Genomic DNA, 17,456 nt, shown 5'->3' with positions numbered 1-17,456 from the left:
TCAAGCTCCTAATCTATGGGCCTGCGCCCGCGCTTTGTCGGCGACCTCATCAACCATCCGGCCAAGCTCCAGATTGAACTGGACCAGCTCTTGATGAAGCATCGCGATGTACTCGTCATCGCGTTTAATGGTCTCGATGTAGAGGCGGCAGTCTTCATCTTGGCGCGGATCGAACGACAGGAAATCCCACCATTCCCGGCCCGTGACGAACATGCAGCCCTGAACCTGCGGCTTATGTTCCTCGGGCATGCCTTCGAGCCAGGTGCGAACGTGGACGGCCTCATTGAATGGACATTTCGACTCAATGCCCCCGTCCTCACCAATCAAGCCGTCCGGCGAACAGCCCAGCCAGTCGTACTTTGGGTGAACCACAAAGCCCGACTTGATGACGGTATTGCCGGTCAGGATTTCGTAAAAGTCGTGACTCGACTGCTCGACTTCTGTGCCCCAGGCCATCGACTTGCTACTGACCGAATGTTTCGACCTGTTAGCCAGCCGTTCAAATGCCAGTTCGCGCATATAGGTGGTGCGGGCAGCAAGTGGTTTGCGCTTGCCATGCTTGTCGCGATCCCCCCACGCAATCACATCCTTGAACCTGCTTGCTGTTAGGCGACCGCTGCGGTCTTGATGCCACTGCTCGGTGCGCTGAAGATCTACAGCGGCGCTCATTGATTCCCTCCTTGCTGATCGCTTTCAGCATTAACGTCGGCGCTCTCGTTGACGGTCGTGAACTCCGCATCTATGGTCTGCGCAATCGACTTCAGTTCGCCGTGACGGGTTACGCCAATGGCGCCGCGCTGCTGAGGTTTCAGCGCCTTCCAAGCCTTTTCGTAGCCTTCAATACCCTGCTCTTGGGCGATCTTCTTCAGGCTCTCGAACAAGTCTACGGTTGCGTCGGTAGTGTCGCCCTGCGGCACCGCTGCTGCACCTACTTCGGCAGGCTTGTTCGATGCGGCTGATGGATTTCCAGCCTGCGGCGTAATATCTACTTCCTCGGCGGACGGCATCTCGTCGTTGGTGTAGACCCCGAGGATTACGTCAGGGGCATGGAGCCGAGCCCATTTTCGAATCGCCAGGTAGGCAATCTGCTGCTTGGGGTCAGTGGCCCATTGGGTTGAGAAGCGCGGGTAGGCCTGGGTCATCATAACCTTGACCTCGCGCGGCACGGTCTCGCCGATCATGGTCAAGCGAACGATGATGCCGAGACCCTGTTCATCCTCTTTCTTCCAGGCTGCTGTGTAGTATTTTCCGCCCTTGTCGGACTTGTTTTCGTTCACGCGACCCAGGATTTTGTCCCAGTCGCCCAGGTACTCGTATTCGGGGCGGCCTTGGATAGGGGCCCGGGAAATCACGACAGCGTTGATGAGCTGCGCCTCATATCCGAGGGCGCCTCCCTGTGTAACGTGGGTTTTCTGAGCTACGGCGAAGGGGCTGATGCCCCATTGCATCGACTGCATGACGATGGCCATACAATCTGCTTGGTTTCCTCGGAAGTGCTGTGGAACAGCGGTTTTCCCGCCCGCCATCATGGCGGCAAGGTCTGTCATCGACTGCATGCTTTCGCGGTTGAGGATCAGCGCAGTCGGGCTGGCAAAATCCGTTGAAATTGCGGACAGCTGGGTAGATGCGTTCATTACTACTCCATAGCCGACGACTGTGGTCGGCCTCCGGGGTGATTTCGGGTTCTTTAGAACGACAGGGTGCGCAGCCAGGCCGATGCCTCGTCATTGGTGACGCAGAAGGCCATGGCTACGACCTCGACCACTTCGCTGGCGCTCGGCATGTTCGAGTCAACGGGTACGTCTTCCAGGGGAGCGGGGTCAGCTTCTGTCACAACCGCTGGTGTTGTTTGGACTGCTACTGGAGTCGCGACGACTTCTGCGACCGTGGCAGGTGCAGCAGCCTGTGCGCGCAGGCGAGCCAGTTCTTCTTGGTCACGCTGATACTGTGCGTCGCGCTCGCGCTGTTGGCGTTGCTGCGCTTCCATATCGCGGCGCTGCTGGTCGAGTTCATCCTGCTGTTTTTTCAAGCGCAGGCGGTCTTCCTCGGCGCGCTGCTTGCGCAATTCCTCAGCTTCGGCGTCAGCAATACGTTGCTTCTCGCGCAGTTCATCCAGTTCTTTTTGCTGGGCGGCGAGCTTGGCGGCGGCATCTTCTCGATCAACTGCAGCCTTGTGGAGGGTCTCAAGCTGCTCAATAGCGTTGTCGCGAGCGATGGTGGCCTCAGCCTCGAACTCGGCATACTCCTGGGGCAGGATCACCGACTCCTTGACATTTTTCAGGACGTTTTCGACGTCGGCAGCGCTTCGGCTTGCATATGCAGCAGCGACTGAACCGAATCGGGTAATCTTTGCCCGGATGGCTTCGACACGCTCAGCCTCGACACGCTCGCGTTCGGCCTTGGCGTCAGCGGCGCGCTTTTCTTCGGCCTTGATTGCTTCGTCGACAGGCGCCTCGATCGCCAGCACGCGATCCTTCAGCGCTTCACCGAATTCCTTCACTTGGTTGACGCGAGCCTGGGCGTCCTTAACCGCCTGCTGATAGGGAATCAGCGCCGTTTTCGTGGTATTGGCCAGGGCATAGCGGACATCGCGAATATCAACGCGAACCTCTTTCGCATTCGCCAGGCCTTCACTGGTAGAGCAGTCGACAACCAGGTTCGCGTAGGTCGTTTCCAGACGGACAATCTGTTCTTCATGTGGCCGATACTCGGCGATATCGGTGACGGCAACTGCAGGAGCAACAGCATTCTTTGTGTCGCCGGTTTCACTCGCTTCCAGGTCGGTCAATACGGCGGCTTGTTTGGCTTTTGCGGACATGACGATTCCTTGCTGCGCCGAGCGCAGCTTGTGGTGGTGTTGTTTATTGGGTGATGCGATCGGCGAGTGCGCCGAGCAACATCAGGAAAGTGCAGAAGGTGATGGCCGAGAACGACCCGCGCCAGATCAGCAAGCGCCGGGCCCGCTGACGGGCAGTCACTTCAGCACCTGGGACAGTTGCGGTACGCTGCAGGATGCCGACCTTTCGCTGACCACGGTGTAGGCGAGCATGGTCATGAGGATGGAGGCGCCGAGGATCCAGTAGAGGTACTTCATTGTCTGGCCCTCACTGCGATACGCCCCGACTTGATCGCCGCTACCAGCTTGGGCGGGAGCACGACAACAGGCAGCTCACGCGGAATGCCAGCGCCTACTATCGCAAGGCTGCGCTCAATCTCTTCGAGCTGCTCATCCAGCAGCGTTTTAACCGGTGCAGTACTCATAACGCCTCCGTGCGCTGCCTGGTGATTTTCAGGAGGCGCTTGCAGTAGTGGTTGAACTCTTCAACTGTGATGGCGCTGCCTTCCATCATTTTGGTGATCATGTGCAGCACAACCTTTCCGGCACCTGGAGGGCTGTCGGGGTGCTCCAGGCTTTCTAGCGCCTCGTCGATCAGGATGTGAGGGCTCATGCTGCAGCCCTTGGTAAAAGCTCGACGTACCTGGCCAACTCAGAGGCGCGAATTTGCTTGAGATAGGAGTCGCGCTCGCTGGTGGTGATCGCGGAAAGCTCCTCCGCCAGAATCGCCGCCATACGCGCTCTGTCTGCGGTTAGCGAAGGGATCAAGGAGGCAGGGATTGCAGACAGCTCAACCTCAATCCGGTGTGTCGCAATAGAGTGAGCGTTCACGATTTCTTTACCTCCAGGCCCCAAAATTCAGCGATCTGATCCACGGCAGCGTTTATGCGAATCGCCATTGCCTTTCTGTGAGCGACTTCAAAAGCGCGCTGCTCGGCCGTCAGCTTGGCCTGGGCCTGCAAGGCGTCGTAATCGTGGAAGAGGTCTTTGTGGGTTGGGCGCGGACGGCCCATTTCGTCGAAGTGTCGGTCCCATGCCCTGGCCTGGGCACTGTCTGCATAGCTGGTTGCCATGGTTGCCTCCAGGGTGGCGGGTCAGTCGGCGGGCGGGGTGATGAAGGGCTGCCAGTGCGTGACGCGATGTTCGAATCGAGAGCCGTCCGGGTGGCGCCAGTCAATGCCGTTCCAGTAGAGGAAGCGGGAGCCGTTCGCGAGAGCCTGTGCAGCTCTGGCTGGCGTGTAGGCGATGACATGGTGCTTGCCGCCGCTCTTCGGCAGATCCGGCAATTGATCACTGCATTTGATCCAGCCGCTCATGGCGACCTCCAGTGTTTGGGGTTAGGCGATAACGATGGATGCCAGATACGCGCGGCAATCCCGGACTCGGTCGGCTGCCGTTTGAAGCTCGGCGCCGAGAGCCTTTAAGGCGCCCAGGTGAATCATTTCCCGGCCACGGATCAGCGTTCCTTGATAGGTGCGGCTGTCGCAGGTGGAAACCGCCACCGTTACGCCGTTAATGGAAACCGAGTAGCCGGATTGGCCTGCGTGACCGCGAACGGTTGCGAGTCGCTCGGACGCGATCTGGTGGGACTTCTCGGCCAACTCCAGAGCCTTTACAGCCTCCGTGATCGCCTCCGTGTATTTGCTCATGACTCTCTCCATCTGGTTGATCCAACAAATTTCGGCTGCACACGATCCTTCCGCTGGTTGCCGTTGGGCGCGGTGTCATGTGCATGCGGGATTGGTCGGGGGAGGGTGCCGGTTACTTGTCCGGCGCTGATGTCACCAGCAGATCCTGTGGGCTATGCCCGCTTCGGGGCGCTGACAAGGCGCGCTCTCCGGGGCCGATATTCTCTCGTCGTCCCAAGCGCCCGACACTGTAGCGGCCGGGTAGGCTGTTGCTCGGCAACGGCTGGTTAGCGCTTCATGGCGGTATCTCCTATCGCTCGCTCACTGGGCAGGCAGTGGCCACCTATCGAAGCTGCATTGGAATGTCGGTCCTGACCAAGATGCCTAACTACGTCCGCCCGTTCGCATACAAACAGTTGGCCTGGATCAGCTTTTTTCATGGGGCGCCGACATTCCGATGCAGCCTCTTTCGAGGTGATCGGGCAGTTAACGACAGGCTGTCGTGGCGCTGGTTGTTCAGTGGCTGGCTCTCTCGGCGGCCTCAAACTCGCTGCCGAGAATCTCGGTCATCACATCATTCGGTTTTGCCGATGTGCTGACGTAGATGCAGTCAGGCGTCACGACCTGCTTGTAGCTGTTGAAGAAAAGCGCGCCGCCGCCAAGGCCCATGGCGCCCAGGAACGGCTCCAGGTCGGCTTTATCCTTGGGCTTGTTCGCCTTGAATTCTTCCTGGAGCTTTTCCAGTTCGAGCTTCAGCGCTTTCCGCTCTTCACCCTTTGTTCCTGGCGGGAGAGACGAGCGCGGAAACTGAGAGCCATCAGCCTTAGGATCTGGCTTTGTCCAAAGCGGCTGCGGCATCGGAGGTTTGAATTTCAGGCCGTAGAAGTTACGACCGCTGTGCACGCTGGTTTGGAACAGTGCGGTGGCACCTGCAAAGCGCTTGGCAAACTCTTCGCCCTGCACCTGCAAACGATCCGCGCTTTCCCTGTACGCCTTCCAAGCCGCCAGAACACCGGCATCGCTTGTCTTGTAGTAGGCCATTTCGACTCTCCGTTGTTTGGCTTTCGAATGCCTCCAGGGGGACTAGAGGCATTTGTAAAGCCAGATGGCCGACCTGAAACAGCAGGGAGCCATCTGTTTGTTGCTCGGTGCTGGCTGCTAGATGGTCGCCGCAACCTTGAGCGAAGCTGCGCAGGAGGTAATCGCATCCTTGGCGGCCTGCTCGATGTTCTTGGCGATCACTTTGTTCACATCGTTGATCGCTGACTTCGCGCTTTTCTCAAGGGTGTCCTTGATGTAGAGCTTCATCAGAACGGTGAGGCGCGGGCCTGATTCGCGCCAGCTGTAGCTGTCCTTCGATTCGTCTTTCGACTGGCCGTGGTAGTCGACCTTCTCGCTCATGTACACCTCAGCGCGACTGGCGATGTACTCTTTGAAGGTCATCGGTTCGCCCTTCGGCTCGCCGTAATGACTGGTCTTGCGCATGTCGGCGGATTCGATGATCTCCCCAACGCGCGGCAGAACATGCTCAGCGAACATCGCGTCGATCTTCTGGTCGACCGCATCCTTCACGCGCTTTTCGATCTGCTGCTTGAAACGGGACGCTTGCGTGCTTTCCTCGTCGTCGTCCCCGTAACTGGTGGAATAGAGGAGGGCATGCACTGCTTGATCCACGATACGATCGGTAAGGTCAGTTGCGCTCACGCCCAGCGCCTCAAGGGTCTTGATATCCATTCCTGTCACCTGCTGTTGTGCCCTACTGGGCGGTTGATTTTCCGGATGCGCCTGCTTCCAAGCGCATCGAGAAAATCTGTTTTCTCCACCACGCGCATCGCCGGATTCATATCTCTGGCCGGCGTCACACATTTCATGAACGGTGTTCTTCGACGGCTGGCTTGCGTGGTTTCGCGTACTCACATCTGGTGAGCACGGCCAGTTCCAGAGCTGGCATGGCATCGACTATTTGTTGCTCGCACTTACCGGATGGAACCCGGGGTAGTCGATGGCGAGGATCCTGTGCTGTTAAAGAGCGGCGGGTCTGTTGAGGCCCTGGCGAGTCGCTGTGGCGTCTCGATGGATGAACAATAAGCCAATGCCTAATATCTGTAAATAGGTAATGCCTAATTATTTTCACGTTTTTATCTCCTCCCACTCATCCCAAGGGAGTAGTTACTTTTCCTTCTGGCTGAGATAGGCTTTGCTAAACCTGTATGGATATACAGCAATAGGTGAGGTGAGGAATGGCGAAGCAGGGGAATAACAAAGAAGAAACCCGGCGCGAAATGACCGGGTTAGAGCGGCTGGGCTTGAGGGTTTCGAACATGATCAATCACCCGGTGGCGCAGATTCAGCGCTGGGTGACGATCCACCGCCTGGACAGCGACGGGGATCGAGAATGGGAGGAGGTGATAGGTGTGCTATCCGAGACGGACGGTATAGACATAACGTTCAACGACGATGAATCGGTGACGCTGAGGTGGGAGGCGTACGCCGAGGAGGATCGGCCGGTGGAGGTTAGCGAAAGGGCAGAAGAGCCGGTGCCTTTCTAATGTCCAAAATAAAGCCCGGCGCCAGGGCCGGGCTTCAGTGCATGGGGAAGAGAGTTACTTAGGTGCTGTCTGGGCGGGCTGATCGGCGGGCTTGCCTTGTTCCTGCCCGGCCTGGAAAACCGAAACAGTTGTGGAAACGGCCGAAAGAACATTGGCTTGGTTCGCGTAGTAGGCCCCAACCAGGATCGCTACTACAGCAAGCAGCTGAACCACAACAGCAGCCCAGTAGTTGGCTTTAACGGTAGCCGCTTGCTTCGCTGCTTCTTCGGCTCCCTCCGCAGCTTTTGTGGCTCTTTCAGCAAGCGCCTCAAACCTTTTGTCGCGTTCCAATTGGGCTTTATCGCGCTCGATTTGCACGGCCGATTGCGTCGCGAGGAATGCGTCAATTTTTGATGACACAGACTCTACGCGAGCATCCATTCTGGCTTCGATGGTCTCGAGCTTGGCATTGAATTCTTCGCGCGTTATGTCATTCATAACTTCAGTATCTTCCATGACTTGTCCGTTGTCACCAAGTGAAACTGGACTTTCCCCGCGAGATGGGGCTCGGAATTTAGGTCCTGCATGCTCAAAGCCGGTTTTGATCTCACCGCACGTGGAAAACCTATTCAATTGATCAGTCCTCCTCCCCGGGAGCTGGATCGAAATCCAATTCGGGCTCCTCTGGATTGGCATCAGCCCACCGCTTTACAACCTTTGAAACATGATGTCTTAAATAACCACAATTTTCACAGTGGATTGCGAAAGTGGATATGGTTACAGATTTGTCGCCATCCCTAAGCGGGGCGACGATCCGATAAGTGTCACCTTCGGGGCCTGGACATATCACTGTCCACTGGTCACACCCACAGACAGGGCAGTCCGACTCAGGACTTTTTTCGTTTAAAAATCTAACGAAGTCTCGCGTTCTCACGGCAAGCTTCGCACGTGGTGGATTTGAATCGTGTTCGTCAGACATAAATCTTCCCAAACTCTATTCGAAAGGTGGCCTGGCCGGTACGAAGCAATGGTTGCCAAAATTTAAAAGGGTCAGCAGGGTGGAGCATTGGTAAAGCTCTCATACGAGATTTGCGTTCCACACTAGCAGCACCCGCGCCTGAATATAGGTTTCATCTGCGCGGATCGTTCGAGCGGGATGGAGCGCATTGTCCGAAATCATGCTGAGCTGGTCATCACCCAGCCACTGGAGCCGCTTGATGAAGAGGTGGCCGTCCCAGGAGAACATGTAAATCCCATCCCCAACGAACTCCCGAATGCTGATGTCCACGAGCAACGGGTCGCGGTGCTTGATGGTTGGCGCCATTGACTGACCCCAGCCCGTGACCATCTTCAGATGGAAGTGTTCTTTGAACTCGACGCCCATCTCGCGCAGGTGCTGGGGGCTAACTCGGATGTCCTGGAGCATTTCAGGATAGTCGTGCGGGATCTGCCCGCCGCCCATTGCGGCACGAACGTCGTAGTGCGCAATCCACACCTCATCACCGACCGCGCCAGGACGGTAATAATCTAGCTCGATCACGCCGCCGCCATCATCGGCTTCAGCTGCGGCGAGCAGGCGCCGGCGAGACTCCTCAGAAAGCCCCTTTCCCTGCGATGCCAGCATCCCTCGGACTATCTCTGCCGCCGAAGGAGCGGGGGAGTCGTCAACCGATTCGCCTACGTCGTCAGGAATGTTCCCGTAAGAGAAGCCTGGTCGCAGCCCCCAGTGCTCCGGGCCCACGACGTCTGCGAAGTAGGCGATCACATCCATCAGCTTCGACTTGTCGATGCGGCCGTTTTTTACCCAGCCCTGCACCGACGGAGGCTTCACCTGGAAGTCGTCTGCGAGTCTCTTTTTCGATACGCCCTTGGCGATCCGCGCGGCCTCGATGGCGGCGCCTAAATCCGGTCCGGTAAGCATTGCCTAATTAGGCCTATCGACATATAGATTAGGCAATGGCTTGTCTACGATAAGGTAATGCCTTATATTCATCCCAAATCTCCAGGAGAGAACTCATGAAATCAGCAGAAGCAGCCAAAGAAGCATCCCGCTTGCTGGGCAGCCAGGCGGAGATGGCGCGCCTGCTGCGGGTTACTGCACCAACCGTGAACCAATGGTGTTCCGGTGAGCGTGCGGTCCCGGCCAAACGCGCCTTGCAAATCGAGGCGTTGACCGAAGGCCAGATCAAGAAGGCCGACCTTTGCCCGTCGTTTCCGTGGGCACAGATCAGCTCTGCGCCCAATCAATCCCTTTCAGCCGCTTAACCAACCTTGCATGCACTAAAGGAGCAAACCCCGTATGGGCTTTAAAGACCCCCTCAATCAGCGCCGAGACATCGCCCGCAAGATCCGTCTCTATCCGTTGCTTGATCGACAACTTCAGCGCGCCGCCGACAAAAGCCGCCGCGAGTACGCCACCTATCTCTTCGAGATGCTCGAGTGGGCAGCGGTTAACGGCGCCATCGAGGCACTCATGCCCGAGGATCTCAAGGACCTCAAGAATATCGCGGGCTAGAGCCCCTCAGGAGGGCACGAATGCAATTCACAGAAGAAAACGTGCCGCCAGAGACCCGCGTCAAGGTTCACCAGCTTATGGAGGCAAGAGGGTGGACGTTTGAAGAAGCGGTAAACGAGATCCTTCTTGAGGCAATTACCTCAGGGGCAACGGTCTTCGTTGGCAGGCATAAGGCGCCAGTTCTGACGCTGGTGGGACTTAAGAGGCCCTCAACTGGATAGGTGAGGCCCTCACGTAGGGACTGAAGAAGGTCCCGCTTTTCGACAGGCATAAAAAAACCACCGGACGAGGGTGGCTTTTTCAACAGCGGTAACAACTGGAGCAAATCATGCACCAATCCAACCAAGCGATCAATACCCCGGCCAATGTCGCGACACGTTTCGCCGGATCTGAAAACGTGTCGCACAAAATGAGCAGCTTCGACTTGCTCGAATTGGTCAACACAGCCCGCACCGAGTTCGGAGAAAGCGAGGTTCGCCGCGCCGACTTCACCGCCCGGTGCCGTGATGAGCTGGAGGGGGAATACTACGAAACTTTCGTAGTAAGGAATCAGCGTGGTCCAGCCTCGGAAGGGCTGATGCTGACGAAGGACCAGTGCCTGCTTGTTTCAATGCGCGAGTCGAAAGCCGTCCGCCGTTCCGTGGTCGCGAAGCTCAACAGCTTGGCGCAGCCTCAGCAGCTCTCCACCATCGAAATCCTGCAGATCGCCATGGATTCTGAAAAGGCCCGCTTGCTACTGACCGCCCAGGTCGAACAGCAGGCCACCAAGATCCATTCCCTGGAGAACCTGTTCAAGGAAGGCATGACCCACACCCAGTTCTGCAAGGGCCTGAATGGGGTCAACGTCATGCAGGTGGGCAAGTACCTGGAGACGCGGAACTGGCTCTACAACGAGAGCAAGACTGGCCTGCGGCTGCGCGTGGCGTCCTATGCCCGCGACAAGTACATGACCGAGCACCAGCACGAAGTCACTCCCCACGGCAAAGAGCCGTTCGTTTCCTTCACACCTGTCCTGCTGAAGAAGGGTGCCGCCCGCCTGTACGACCTGTACCTGGCCGGCGAGCTGCCCATGAAGAAGACCTGGGATGGGCTGTACACCCATGACAAGGCTCTGCGAGGTGCAGCGTGAGCATGGGCCTTATGGTCGCCGCGATGAAGCTTCGCGTCGGCAATCCATTGCGCAAGCTGGTACTGATCAAGCTGGCCGACAATGCGAGCGATATAGGCGAGTGCTGGCCGTCCTATCAGCACGTAGCTGACCAGTGCGAAATCAGCAAGCGCTCAGTCATGAACCACATCACCGCGCTTTGTGAGGCGGGACTATTGCGCAAGGAAATCCGCAAGGGTGGTCCGAAAGGGAACTCGTCAAACGTTTACTTCCTCACCCTCGATGGTGGTGCACCTCCTGCACCAGGGGTAGTGCAGCAGATTCACCAGGGTAGTGCAGCAGGTTCACCCCCTAGTGAATCTCCTGCACCAGGGGGTAGTGCAGGAGCTGCACCCAGAACCAGTCACTCTTCTGAACCGGTCATTGAACCGGTCATTGAACCAATTGCGACCCAGGCTTCCGCCAAGGCCGCGACGGGGCAGGTTGTGCCATTCGCTCCCCAGCAGCCACGGGTTGAGATTCCCGTCGACATGCCAGGGCCGAAGGACCAAACCTGCAAAACCTTCAAGGTCTGGGCGAACTACGCCATGGCCTACCGCAAACGCTACAGCGCCTGGCCGGTATGGAACGCCAAGGCAGGCAAGCAGATGGCGCTGCTTGTTGACCGCCTCGGCGCCGACGTCGCCCACCACGTCGCAGCCCACTACCTGAAGACCAGCGATGCCGCCGTTCTCCGCAAGTGCCACAGCCTCAACGAGCTACTGGCGAACGCGGAGAGCTACCACACCCAATGGGTGACCGGTCAGCGCATCAACGGCACAACCGCCCGCCAGATGGAGCGGACTGAGGCAAATCTCTCCGCAGCGGAGCAGGCCGCTCAGATGGTTTTGGCAAAGCGCCAAGCAGGTGACCGCAATGAGTACCTCTGAAATGAACGACCAGCAGGTCGCCGGCCTGGCTGCGGCCATCTGCGCGACCGCCGAGGCCATGGGTCAGGAAATGAACCCAGGTACCGCAGCGATGATGGCTGAAGACCTGTGCGCTTACTCGGTGCCCGTGGTCAAGGCCGCGCTGAAGGCCTGCCGCTTCGAAGTGAAGGGCAAGCTCGCCATGGCGGACATCCTGCAGCGCGTCCAGGCCTCCGACGGCCGCCCAGGCAAGGACGAGGCGTGGGCCATCGCCATGACCACGAACGATGAGTTCGAAACCGTGGTGCTGACTGATGAAATCCAGTTGGCCCTGGCCGCTGCGAAACCTGTCCTCGACGCCGGCGACAGGGTGGGTGCCCGTATGGCATTCATCGGCGCTTACGAGCGCTTCGTCGGCCAGGCCCGGGAAGAAACCAAGCGGGTCAACTGGCATGTCTCCGTGGGTTTCGACGCCAACAGCCGCATCCAGGCTGTCACCAGAGCGATGGAATTGAAGCGGATCCCACGAGAACACGGCCAGAAGTACTTGGCTGACCTGAGCGTCGAGCCGATCACCGAAGACGGGCGCGCCATTGCCGGCCTGCTCACCGGAACTGTCGCCCGGCCAACGCCGGCTCTGCGCGAAAAACTGCATCTGGTGAAGGCCTCGATGCTGGAAATGCGCGCTGCCAGTGCTGAGAAGAAGGACGAAATGCGGATTGAAGCGGCCAATGAGTTGGCAGATCGACGTGCACTGCTGATCAAGCAGGCTCAGGAACTGGAGCAACGGACATGACCATCGACAAGCAAAAACTCCAGAAGCTTCTGTGGAGTGAAGTCGCTTCTTGGAAGGCCGACTGCGGGGAGTGGAGGCAGAACACCGAGGCGCTTCAAGAGTTTCTGGGTGAGAAGACTGTAGAGGAAGTGGCGCTGGAGCTGCTGGCCGAGAACGAGGCGCTCCGCAAGGACAAGGATCGGCTTGACGCTATCGAGGCGGAATTCTGGGATATCCGACACTCAAGCCAGCCGAATGGCGATGCAGGAGACAGCAGTGTCGGCATCGAAATCGTTGGTCGCTGGCTGTCTGAGCCCCGCGAGCGCGTGATCGGCGAGAACTACAGCGAGAACCTTCGCGCAGCCATTGACCAGGCCATGAAGGCTCCCGGGTATCCGCCGGCTCGCCCCGAATACCCAGAGTTCGACGACATCCCAGATTTCACGCCGGGTAACGGCAACACTGCGCGGCGCCGAGCTACATCGATGGGCATCGACTATGACGCCGCCATGGGCCAGGGAGAGCAGTCATGAATGCATTCAGTGTGCTCAGCGCAATCCTCTCGGTGGTCGGCTTGCTGCTGATCGGCATGACGCTATTCGTTGATGAGGCTTTCATGCTCGCGGCGGCTCCAGTTGTGCTCGTTGCCGTGTTTCTGGACCACCTCGGAATCGAGAAGAGCCTGCGTGACTTTCTCGCTCGCGGTAGGAGCAAGCCATGACCGACAAAATCTCCGTCAACTGCCAGGCCAAGCTCTCCGAGGCCATCACCAAGCTCAGCACCATGTTCCGCGACAAGAAGTTCGTCGTCGTGTCGCTACGCCCTGGCAAGGACCGCACGCTCGACCAGAACGCCTTGTGGTTCGCGATGTACAAGCGCATATCCGAGATGACCCAGATCGGCGACCCGGCCGATGCTCGCCGGTACTGCAAGCTTCACTTCGGCGTGCAGATCCTGCTGAACGAGGATTCAGGCTTTCAAGCGGCCTGGTACCGGGTGATGCGCCACCTGCCCTACGAGGAGAAGCTGGCCTTGATGGGTGAGCACAAGCTGTTCGGCCCCGATGGCTTCCCGGTGACCAGTCTGTTCAATCGCGCCCAGGGCATTCAGTACACCGATCGCATGGCCGCGTACTTCACCGGCCAGGGCGTGGTGTTCACCGATTTGCTGAGCGAGGAGGCTGCATGAGCGACGGACTTGGAATCACCACAGAAACGACCGTGTTCTTGTCCGTGGACAAGCTGGTCAAGGAAATGGATGCCGAAGACATCGGGAGCTTTTGCAGCGCCGTCGCCCTTCGACTGAATGACGAATACGCGGAGAGGGCCGAAGCTGCCAGCGAGTTTGCCAGCGGTCTCTCTGAGTTCGGTTGCCGGTTCTTGGCCGAAGTGGTGGCGAACTTCTACCTGCGCCAGAAGCGGGAGGAGCGCCGATGAGCCTCACCGCGAAGAAACCCCGTCCGAAGAAATGCCGAGTGGCAGGGTGCAGGGCCTCATTCGTCCCTGCGCAGCCATTTCAAGCCTGGTGCTCGCCTGACTGTGCAGTAACGATCATCCGCCAGCGACAAGAGAAGCAGCGCAAGTCGTTCGCCCAGCGCGAGCGCCGGGACATCAAGGTCCGCAAGGAGAAGCTCAAAACCCGCGGCGACCATCTGCGCGAAGCACAGCAGGCCTTCAACGCATACATCCGTGCCCGGGACCAGGCCGCCGGCCACCTCTGCATATCCAGTGGCAAGCCATTGGACTGGAGCGGCAACGCAGTAGATGCCGGCCATTACCGTAGCGTTGGCTCTGCGCCGCACTTGAGATTCGATGAACGCAACTGCCACGCCCAGAGCAAGCAGGACAACCGGTTCCTCTCGGGCAACGCAGTGGATTACCGGATCGGGCTGATCGCGCGCATCGGCCAGGTGGCAGTCGACGCCCTCGAAGCCGACCAGAGCGTGCGCAAGTACACCATCGACGATCTGAAGGCCATCAAGGCCGAATACCGGGCCAAGACCCGCGAACTGAAGAGGGCTGCAGCATGATCTATCGTAACGTGATTTCCGCAGTGGTCCGGGCCCTGGCCGCCGAGACCATAAACTCTGCCGGTGGCTGCGACTTCGAGCCCAAGGTTCAAACCAGCAAGCTCAAGGGAGAGATAACCGGAAAGGATGCGACCCTGCTGGCCGACTGCATCGTCCACAAGCTGCTCCATGCTCAACTGACGTCCCGGCAGTGGAACGCGCTGGTCGCCAAGTACAGCACCCACAAGGGGCGGAAGGTGGATTCGATCGGTAGGCTCGTCAGCGCCATCAAGAGCCCGGCTCCGCAGCGATTCACTCAGCAGGCCGTTCTTGTCTGGGCCATCCCGCAGCAGGTGAAGGGTATCCAGCGCCAGGCGCGCCAAGTGGAGGCGCCGGAGAAGATCGAAGACGCAAGCGGGAAGTGGGATTGGCGGAACAGAGCCGCCCAGGAAGCCGTCGAGCGCGCCAATCGTCATGCCAGGGCTGTCGCCGAGGCTCGCCCGGGCGAAATGATCGTCCTGGCCGCGTCCAACTACGACATGACCAACTGGGACAGCCAGGGCCTCACGGAGCGGACTTATCAGCGCTGGAACAAGGCGATCAAGGATGCTTTGGAAGGTATTGTGAACGAGGCTCTGATGGATGCGCAGCGCATGCTTGAGGCGGCTGGAGTGCTGGAAAGCGAGGCGGCGTGAAATAGTCCCTCAAAAGGGCTTGCAATGTCATGTCGCCATGTCGCATTATTCACCCATCCTGTCATTCCTGCGCGTATCGAGGAGTGGTGACCGAGCATTAACATGCGGCTATGGCGCACAGGGTGGGTTGTTGATGGTGGTGGGCTTGGCAGCAGTATTTATTCTGTGGTTGTTCCAAGTACTCACTGATTCACCAAATGAAGCACAACAATTCGGACAAGAAGGGGAATGGCGTATGAAGAAGGCAATTTTTAAAGCGTCGGCAAATCTCGCGGCAAATGCATCAACCGCCTACTACGTTAACAACCTGCCTGCCTTCACCATCGAGGCCTGCTGATCACGGTCAGAGGTCTAAAAGAGCAACAACGTGCCACTTGTCCGGCACACTCAAACTCAGGAAACCCGCCAGTATGTGCTGCGCGGGTTTTTTTTGCGCCTCGCATTTACCTGTAGCCAGGACAGTCTTCGGGACCCCCCTGGACGCGGTATCGCCGGAAGTCACGCGTCACGAAAGAACACCGGCAGCCCGTGCGCTCTGCTCACACCTGACTTCCAGAGTGGCGCGAGACAGGATCAGCGAGATCAATGCATTGGGGCGTTGACGCTGTGATGGTCTTTGGCTGACTGCTGGAAAGACAGCGACCCTATTCAGGGCCTTAGAATTTGCTGAGGCTTTTTTGTTTTCGGGCAATGCCCAGGCCGCGCAGGCCTCTTTTACTCCACGGTACCGCCTATGACTGAAGTCTCGCGCATTGCAGACAGCACGACGTTCAAGGTCGTCGTCCCGATCCTGCAAACGATCCTGTCGGCCGGTGCCATTGGTGCATTCGTCTACGTGGTAGGTTCGCTCGGGTCTCTCCAGATGCAGCTCGCCGCCTACCAGACCAACCAGGCCCTGATCGGCCAGAGGGTTGATTCTTTGGAGCGGTCCAGGGAGTCGACGGACAAGTTGGTCGATTCCCTTCGCGTGAACACCCAACGCCAGGAGTTCAAGATCGACCAGGTCGGGGAGAGCCTGAAGGCACTCGTCCAAACAGGTAGGCCCAAGTGAATCGCCTGCTGATCGTCCTCATTCTGCTCACAGGCTGTGCGCACAAGGAAGCGATCCAGGAGCCGCCGGTTCAGCGCGTCACCGTACACCGCTATATCAGCGAACAATGCCGGCCAGGCCAAGAAGAGCGCCTACGCGAGGCCCTGAAAAGTGCCCGAGAGTGGAAGCGCTATGCCGAAAGCCTTGAAAAACTGCCAGCAGCAAAGGCGACCCATGAAATTGATCCCTGAATGGCGAAAGGCCTGGCGCATGACCAGTGTGCAATTGGCGATTGTCGGTGTGGTGCTCAACGCCGCCGCAACGGGCTGGTCATCGTTCCAAGGTCATGTCGATCCGCTGGTCTACGCCATCGTGAACATGGTGCTCGGCATCGCGGTTGCCGTTTCCCGAGTGGTCAAGCAGCCGAAGCTCGCCGAGCAACCGGATCAGATTGAGTAAAGCGCGACACGTTTCGCGCATCGGCAAATTGTGTCGCGACACTGGAGAGAGTTATGGCCGATCAATCAGGCGAGCATGTTCATTGGGCCGACGATGGTCGTGGGCAGCGTGAGGTCTTCCTCGACGGTGAGCGCATTGATTGCGTGACCTACTGCGACACGAAGGTCGGCATCGCTGTGGTTGCGGAAATGCCGCTGCGTTGCACTGACGGCAAGCACATTGACTACCGCCCTGTGTGGGGTGAGATCAACGTGGTTCCGCTGGAGGGTGTATGACCAACGTAACCCGCCTGCGCCACGCTCTCCCTATGGGCCAGGACATCAACAAGGCGCTGACCGATCTGGATTTGGCGATCGCCAAGGCGGTAGATGCAGCCAAGGCCGCCGGGCTGCCCCAGGGCCTGATCGTCGCAGAGCTGCACGGGCACGCTCACGCGCAGACCCACATCATGGTGAGCAAATGACCGCCAAGCTGGTTGATTTCAAGCGCGAGGGATGGAGAGACGCCGCCAAGACCCTGCGAAAGATCGCCGAGGACCTTGATGCTGGCGTCCACCCGGAATGCACCGTAGGAGCCTTGACGCTGATCGGCCCGAAAGGTCAGGTAACCGTATTCGGGTTGGGGCCTAAGTGCGACGACCTGCAATGCCTGGGCGCCATGCGACTGGGCGAGCAAAAGCTGATTGATGTGCTGCAGGATGGGGACGAGTAAGTGTGCCGCAGGTGAGTGCGGCACGGGTGGATCACTTGGCCTTGAGGGCTTCTTGAATTTTGTCTGCGTATTCAGAAATGTTCCTGACTTCGCCCTCAAGGTTTGTTGAAGCGCCGGACGATAATTTCGCGGCGACAAGCTCCAAGGCAATGCCCACGGCATATGCGCGCTTTTGTTCGGAGTTAAACGACGAGTTGATCGCGTTGAGGACTGCTGCGTGGATGGTCGCTGACATGTTGCGTTCCTTGCTGATGG

General features: G+C 58.4%; 34 protein-coding genes. 20 read left to right on the top strand and 14 right to left on the bottom strand.

Translation table 11 applies throughout. The features are described from left to right. The 11 genes from T3A99_RS12850 to T3A99_RS12800 form a co-directional block, all read right to left on the bottom strand. Positions 1-669, bottom strand: a complete 669-nt coding sequence (locus tag T3A99_RS12850; protein ID WP_322834420.1) for a lambda exonuclease family protein — start codon at positions 667-669, stop codon at positions 1-3. Then, entirely contained in the window at positions 666-1,634 is a 969-nt protein-coding gene (locus T3A99_RS12845) for a RecT family recombinase (RefSeq protein ID WP_322834419.1), read from the bottom strand. Before T3A99_RS12845 ends, T3A99_RS12850 begins: the two co-directional genes overlap by 4 nt. A 53-nt stretch (positions 1,635-1,687) precedes the next feature. Next, positions 1,688-2,818 (bottom strand): hypothetical protein, encoded by a 1,131-nt coding sequence (locus tag T3A99_RS12840; RefSeq protein ID WP_322834418.1) that lies wholly within the window; start codon positions 2,816-2,818, stop codon positions 1,688-1,690. A 272-nt stretch (positions 2,819-3,090) separates the two neighbouring features. After that, a complete protein-coding gene (locus T3A99_RS12835; RefSeq protein WP_322834417.1) occupies positions 3,091-3,261 on the bottom strand; it encodes a hypothetical protein in 171 nt (56 codons plus the stop codon). Next, a complete protein-coding gene (locus tag T3A99_RS12830) occupies positions 3,258-3,449 on the bottom strand; it encodes a hypothetical protein (RefSeq protein WP_322834416.1) in 192 nt (63 codons plus the stop codon). The genes T3A99_RS12835 and T3A99_RS12830 overlap by 4 nt, the downstream gene beginning before the upstream one ends. Beyond that, the gene (locus T3A99_RS12825) at positions 3,446-3,571 is read right to left on the bottom strand and encodes a hypothetical protein (protein ID WP_322834415.1); all 126 of its coding nucleotides are present in this window, start codon (positions 3,569-3,571) and stop codon (positions 3,446-3,448) included. The genes T3A99_RS12830 and T3A99_RS12825 overlap by 4 nt, the downstream gene beginning before the upstream one ends. A gap of 92 nt (positions 3,572-3,663) precedes the next feature. Beyond that, positions 3,664-3,909 carry a hypothetical protein gene (locus T3A99_RS12820; protein WP_322834414.1) on the bottom strand — a complete coding sequence of 82 codons (246 nt, stop codon included), beginning with the start codon at positions 3,907-3,909 and terminating at the stop codon, positions 3,664-3,666. A gap of 21 nt (positions 3,910-3,930) precedes the next feature. After that, complete coding sequence (locus tag T3A99_RS12815) at positions 3,931-4,152, bottom strand: DUF551 domain-containing protein (RefSeq protein ID WP_322834413.1); 222 nt, start codon at positions 4,150-4,152, stop codon at positions 3,931-3,933. Positions 4,153-4,173: 21 nt separating this feature from the next. Next, positions 4,174-4,485 carry a hypothetical protein gene (locus T3A99_RS12810; RefSeq protein ID WP_322834412.1) on the bottom strand — a complete coding sequence of 104 codons (312 nt, stop codon included), beginning with the start codon at positions 4,483-4,485 and terminating at the stop codon, positions 4,174-4,176. A gap of 495 nt (positions 4,486-4,980) precedes the next feature. Continuing rightward, positions 4,981-5,505: a hypothetical protein gene (locus tag T3A99_RS12805; protein WP_322834411.1), complete on the bottom strand. Its 525-nt coding sequence runs from the start codon at positions 5,503-5,505 to the stop codon at positions 4,981-4,983. A gap of 117 nt (positions 5,506-5,622) precedes the next feature. Further along, positions 5,623-6,198: a hypothetical protein gene (locus T3A99_RS12800; protein ID WP_322834410.1), complete on the bottom strand. Its 576-nt coding sequence runs from the start codon at positions 6,196-6,198 to the stop codon at positions 5,623-5,625. Between the two features lie 506 nt (positions 6,199-6,704). Here T3A99_RS12800 and T3A99_RS12795 point away from each other — a divergent pair. Next, a complete protein-coding gene (locus T3A99_RS12795) occupies positions 6,705-7,013 on the top strand; it encodes a DUF1654 domain-containing protein (protein WP_322834409.1) in 309 nt (102 codons plus the stop codon). 54 nt (positions 7,014-7,067) lie between these two features. On the opposite strand, the gene T3A99_RS12790 is transcribed toward T3A99_RS12795, so the two are convergent. Further along, entirely contained in the window at positions 7,068-7,508 is a 441-nt protein-coding gene (locus tag T3A99_RS12790) for a hypothetical protein (protein ID WP_322834408.1), read from the bottom strand. A gap of 562 nt (positions 7,509-8,070) precedes the next feature. Continuing rightward, the gene (locus T3A99_RS12785) at positions 8,071-8,913 is read right to left on the bottom strand and encodes a S24 family peptidase (RefSeq protein WP_322834407.1); all 843 of its coding nucleotides are present in this window, start codon (positions 8,911-8,913) and stop codon (positions 8,071-8,073) included. Between the two features lie 95 nt (positions 8,914-9,008). Here T3A99_RS12785 and T3A99_RS12780 point away from each other — a divergent pair, with 95 nt between their 5' ends. The 19 genes from T3A99_RS12780 (at position 9,009) to T3A99_RS12690 (ending at position 17,201) form a co-directional block, all read left to right on the top strand. Then, positions 9,009-9,257 (top strand): transcriptional regulator, encoded by a 249-nt coding sequence (locus tag T3A99_RS12780; RefSeq protein ID WP_310662473.1) that lies wholly within the window; start codon positions 9,009-9,011, stop codon positions 9,255-9,257. Positions 9,258-9,291: 34 nt separating this feature from the next. Next, complete coding sequence (locus T3A99_RS12775; RefSeq protein ID WP_064588254.1) at positions 9,292-9,507, top strand: hypothetical protein; 216 nt, start codon at positions 9,292-9,294, stop codon at positions 9,505-9,507. A 20-nt stretch (positions 9,508-9,527) separates the two neighbouring features. Beyond that, entirely contained in the window at positions 9,528-9,728 is a 201-nt protein-coding gene (locus tag T3A99_RS12770) for a hypothetical protein (RefSeq protein ID WP_107322577.1), read from the top strand. Between the two features lie 107 nt (positions 9,729-9,835). After that, positions 9,836-10,636, top strand: coding sequence for a phage antirepressor protein (locus T3A99_RS12765; protein ID WP_322834406.1), 801 nt, complete (start codon positions 9,836-9,838; stop codon positions 10,634-10,636). Continuing rightward, positions 10,633-11,544, top strand: coding sequence for a helix-turn-helix domain-containing protein (locus T3A99_RS12760; protein WP_322834405.1), 912 nt, complete (start codon positions 10,633-10,635; stop codon positions 11,542-11,544). Before T3A99_RS12765 ends, T3A99_RS12760 begins: the two co-directional genes overlap by 4 nt. After that, positions 11,531-12,319, top strand: coding sequence for a hypothetical protein (locus T3A99_RS12755; protein ID WP_322834404.1), 789 nt, complete (start codon positions 11,531-11,533; stop codon positions 12,317-12,319). The genes T3A99_RS12760 and T3A99_RS12755 overlap by 14 nt, the downstream gene beginning before the upstream one ends. Then, positions 12,316-12,831, top strand: a complete 516-nt coding sequence (locus tag T3A99_RS12750; protein ID WP_322834403.1) for a hypothetical protein — start codon at positions 12,316-12,318, stop codon at positions 12,829-12,831. The genes T3A99_RS12755 and T3A99_RS12750 overlap by 4 nt, the downstream gene beginning before the upstream one ends. Further along, positions 12,828-13,019, top strand: a complete 192-nt coding sequence (locus tag T3A99_RS12745; RefSeq protein ID WP_322834402.1) for a hypothetical protein — start codon at positions 12,828-12,830, stop codon at positions 13,017-13,019. Before T3A99_RS12750 ends, T3A99_RS12745 begins: the two co-directional genes overlap by 4 nt. After that, positions 13,016-13,486: a hypothetical protein gene (locus T3A99_RS12740; RefSeq protein ID WP_322834401.1), complete on the top strand. Its 471-nt coding sequence runs from the start codon at positions 13,016-13,018 to the stop codon at positions 13,484-13,486. The genes T3A99_RS12745 and T3A99_RS12740 overlap by 4 nt, the downstream gene beginning before the upstream one ends. Next, positions 13,483-13,734, top strand: a complete 252-nt coding sequence (locus tag T3A99_RS12735; RefSeq protein ID WP_322834400.1) for a hypothetical protein — start codon at positions 13,483-13,485, stop codon at positions 13,732-13,734. Before T3A99_RS12740 ends, T3A99_RS12735 begins: the two co-directional genes overlap by 4 nt. Next, positions 13,731-14,327 carry a recombination protein NinG gene (locus T3A99_RS12730; protein ID WP_322834399.1) on the top strand — a complete coding sequence of 199 codons (597 nt, stop codon included), beginning with the start codon at positions 13,731-13,733 and terminating at the stop codon, positions 14,325-14,327. Before T3A99_RS12735 ends, T3A99_RS12730 begins: the two co-directional genes overlap by 4 nt. Continuing rightward, positions 14,324-15,001, top strand: coding sequence for a hypothetical protein (locus tag T3A99_RS12725; protein ID WP_322834398.1), 678 nt, complete (start codon positions 14,324-14,326; stop codon positions 14,999-15,001). The genes T3A99_RS12730 and T3A99_RS12725 overlap by 4 nt, the downstream gene beginning before the upstream one ends. 37 nt (positions 15,002-15,038) lie before the next feature. Further along, entirely contained in the window at positions 15,039-15,338 is a 300-nt protein-coding gene (locus tag T3A99_RS12720) for a hypothetical protein (protein WP_322834397.1), read from the top strand. Positions 15,339-15,734: 396 nt separating this feature from the next. Further along, on the top strand, positions 15,735-16,052 hold the full coding sequence (locus T3A99_RS12715; protein WP_198725636.1) for a hypothetical protein: 318 nt from the start codon (positions 15,735-15,737) through the stop codon (positions 16,050-16,052). Then, a complete protein-coding gene (locus T3A99_RS12710) occupies positions 16,049-16,282 on the top strand; it encodes a hypothetical protein (RefSeq protein ID WP_322834396.1) in 234 nt (77 codons plus the stop codon). Before T3A99_RS12715 ends, T3A99_RS12710 begins: the two co-directional genes overlap by 4 nt. Further along, the gene (locus T3A99_RS12705) at positions 16,266-16,490 is read left to right on the top strand and encodes a hypothetical protein (RefSeq protein WP_322834395.1); all 225 of its coding nucleotides are present in this window, start codon (positions 16,266-16,268) and stop codon (positions 16,488-16,490) included. The genes T3A99_RS12710 and T3A99_RS12705 overlap by 17 nt, the downstream gene beginning before the upstream one ends. 53 nt (positions 16,491-16,543) lie before the next feature. Beyond that, positions 16,544-16,765: a hypothetical protein gene (locus tag T3A99_RS12700; protein ID WP_305383965.1), complete on the top strand. Its 222-nt coding sequence runs from the start codon at positions 16,544-16,546 to the stop codon at positions 16,763-16,765. Beyond that, positions 16,762-16,953 carry a hypothetical protein gene (locus T3A99_RS12695; RefSeq protein ID WP_322834394.1) on the top strand — a complete coding sequence of 64 codons (192 nt, stop codon included), beginning with the start codon at positions 16,762-16,764 and terminating at the stop codon, positions 16,951-16,953. The genes T3A99_RS12700 and T3A99_RS12695 overlap by 4 nt, the downstream gene beginning before the upstream one ends. Continuing rightward, positions 16,950-17,201, top strand: coding sequence for a hypothetical protein (locus tag T3A99_RS12690; RefSeq protein WP_322834393.1), 252 nt, complete (start codon positions 16,950-16,952; stop codon positions 17,199-17,201). The genes T3A99_RS12695 and T3A99_RS12690 overlap by 4 nt, the downstream gene beginning before the upstream one ends. Positions 17,202-17,232: 31 nt before the next feature. On the opposite strand, the gene T3A99_RS12685 is transcribed toward T3A99_RS12690, so the two are convergent. Then, the gene (locus T3A99_RS12685) at positions 17,233-17,436 is read right to left on the bottom strand and encodes a hypothetical protein (RefSeq protein WP_322834392.1); all 204 of its coding nucleotides are present in this window, start codon (positions 17,434-17,436) and stop codon (positions 17,233-17,235) included. Positions 17,437-17,456: the final 20 nt, after the last annotated feature.

This window comes from Pseudomonas sp. N-137, assembly GCF_034555295.1.
Lineage (GTDB): Bacteria > Pseudomonadota > Gammaproteobacteria > Pseudomonadales > Pseudomonadaceae > Aquipseudomonas > Aquipseudomonas rhizophila.
This window is presented reverse-complemented; position numbering and strand designations above follow the sequence as displayed.

What these genes read in the sequence shown, in the direction of transcription:
- T3A99_RS12850 (WP_322834420.1), bottom strand. Translation starts at nt 669, where the DNA reads ATGAGCGCCGCTGTAGATCTTCAGCGCACCGAGCAGTGGCATCAAGAC.
- T3A99_RS12845 (WP_322834419.1), bottom strand. Translation starts at nt 1,634, where the DNA reads ATGAACGCATCTACCCAGCTGTCCGCAATTTCAACGGATTTTGCCAGC.
- T3A99_RS12840 (WP_322834418.1), bottom strand. Translation starts at nt 2,818, where the DNA reads ATGTCCGCAAAAGCCAAACAAGCCGCCGTATTGACCGACCTGGAAGCG.
- T3A99_RS12835 (WP_322834417.1), bottom strand. Translation starts at nt 3,261, where the DNA reads ATGAGTACTGCACCGGTTAAAACGCTGCTGGATGAGCAGCTCGAAGAG.
- T3A99_RS12830 (WP_322834416.1), bottom strand. Translation starts at nt 3,449, where the DNA reads ATGAGCCCTCACATCCTGATCGACGAGGCGCTAGAAAGCCTGGAGCAC.
- T3A99_RS12825 (WP_322834415.1), bottom strand. Translation starts at nt 3,571, where the DNA reads ATGGCGGCGATTCTGGCGGAGGAGCTTTCCGCGATCACCACCAGCGAG.
- T3A99_RS12820 (WP_322834414.1), bottom strand. Translation starts at nt 3,909, where the DNA reads ATGGCAACCAGCTATGCAGACAGTGCCCAGGCCAGGGCATGGGACCGA.
- T3A99_RS12815 (WP_322834413.1), bottom strand. Translation starts at nt 4,152, where the DNA reads ATGAGCGGCTGGATCAAATGCAGTGATCAATTGCCGGATCTGCCGAAG.
- T3A99_RS12810 (WP_322834412.1), bottom strand. Translation starts at nt 4,485, where the DNA reads ATGAGCAAATACACGGAGGCGATCACGGAGGCTGTAAAGGCTCTGGAG.
- T3A99_RS12805 (WP_322834411.1), bottom strand. Translation starts at nt 5,505, where the DNA reads ATGGCCTACTACAAGACAAGCGATGCCGGTGTTCTGGCGGCTTGGAAG.
- T3A99_RS12800 (WP_322834410.1), bottom strand. Translation starts at nt 6,198, where the DNA reads ATGGATATCAAGACCCTTGAGGCGCTGGGCGTGAGCGCAACTGACCTT.
- T3A99_RS12795 (WP_322834409.1), top strand. Translation starts at nt 6,705, where the DNA reads ATGGCGAAGCAGGGGAATAACAAAGAAGAAACCCGGCGCGAAATGACC.
- T3A99_RS12790 (WP_322834408.1), bottom strand. Translation starts at nt 7,508, where the DNA reads ATGGAAGATACTGAAGTTATGAATGACATAACGCGCGAAGAATTCAAT.
- T3A99_RS12785 (WP_322834407.1), bottom strand. Translation starts at nt 8,913, where the DNA reads ATGCTTACCGGACCGGATTTAGGCGCCGCCATCGAGGCCGCGCGGATC.
- T3A99_RS12780 (WP_310662473.1), top strand. Translation starts at nt 9,009, where the DNA reads ATGAAATCAGCAGAAGCAGCCAAAGAAGCATCCCGCTTGCTGGGCAGC.
- T3A99_RS12775 (WP_064588254.1), top strand. Translation starts at nt 9,292, where the DNA reads ATGGGCTTTAAAGACCCCCTCAATCAGCGCCGAGACATCGCCCGCAAG.
- T3A99_RS12770 (WP_107322577.1), top strand. Translation starts at nt 9,528, where the DNA reads ATGCAATTCACAGAAGAAAACGTGCCGCCAGAGACCCGCGTCAAGGTT.
- T3A99_RS12765 (WP_322834406.1), top strand. Translation starts at nt 9,836, where the DNA reads ATGCACCAATCCAACCAAGCGATCAATACCCCGGCCAATGTCGCGACA.
- T3A99_RS12755 (WP_322834404.1), top strand. Translation starts at nt 11,531, where the DNA reads ATGAGTACCTCTGAAATGAACGACCAGCAGGTCGCCGGCCTGGCTGCG.
- T3A99_RS12750 (WP_322834403.1), top strand. Translation starts at nt 12,316, where the DNA reads ATGACCATCGACAAGCAAAAACTCCAGAAGCTTCTGTGGAGTGAAGTC.
- T3A99_RS12745 (WP_322834402.1), top strand. Translation starts at nt 12,828, where the DNA reads ATGAATGCATTCAGTGTGCTCAGCGCAATCCTCTCGGTGGTCGGCTTG.
- T3A99_RS12740 (WP_322834401.1), top strand. Translation starts at nt 13,016, where the DNA reads ATGACCGACAAAATCTCCGTCAACTGCCAGGCCAAGCTCTCCGAGGCC.
- T3A99_RS12735 (WP_322834400.1), top strand. Translation starts at nt 13,483, where the DNA reads ATGAGCGACGGACTTGGAATCACCACAGAAACGACCGTGTTCTTGTCC.
- T3A99_RS12730 (WP_322834399.1), top strand. Translation starts at nt 13,731, where the DNA reads ATGAGCCTCACCGCGAAGAAACCCCGTCCGAAGAAATGCCGAGTGGCA.
- T3A99_RS12725 (WP_322834398.1), top strand. Translation starts at nt 14,324, where the DNA reads ATGATCTATCGTAACGTGATTTCCGCAGTGGTCCGGGCCCTGGCCGCC.
- T3A99_RS12720 (WP_322834397.1), top strand. Translation starts at nt 15,039, where the DNA reads ATGTCGCATTATTCACCCATCCTGTCATTCCTGCGCGTATCGAGGAGT.
- T3A99_RS12715 (WP_198725636.1), top strand. Translation starts at nt 15,735, where the DNA reads ATGACTGAAGTCTCGCGCATTGCAGACAGCACGACGTTCAAGGTCGTC.
- T3A99_RS12705 (WP_322834395.1), top strand. Translation starts at nt 16,266, where the DNA reads ATGAAATTGATCCCTGAATGGCGAAAGGCCTGGCGCATGACCAGTGTG.
- T3A99_RS12700 (WP_305383965.1), top strand. Translation starts at nt 16,544, where the DNA reads ATGGCCGATCAATCAGGCGAGCATGTTCATTGGGCCGACGATGGTCGT.
- T3A99_RS12695 (WP_322834394.1), top strand. Translation starts at nt 16,762, where the DNA reads ATGACCAACGTAACCCGCCTGCGCCACGCTCTCCCTATGGGCCAGGAC.
- T3A99_RS12690 (WP_322834393.1), top strand. Translation starts at nt 16,950, where the DNA reads ATGACCGCCAAGCTGGTTGATTTCAAGCGCGAGGGATGGAGAGACGCC.
- T3A99_RS12685 (WP_322834392.1), bottom strand. Translation starts at nt 17,436, where the DNA reads ATGTCAGCGACCATCCACGCAGCAGTCCTCAACGCGATCAACTCGTCG.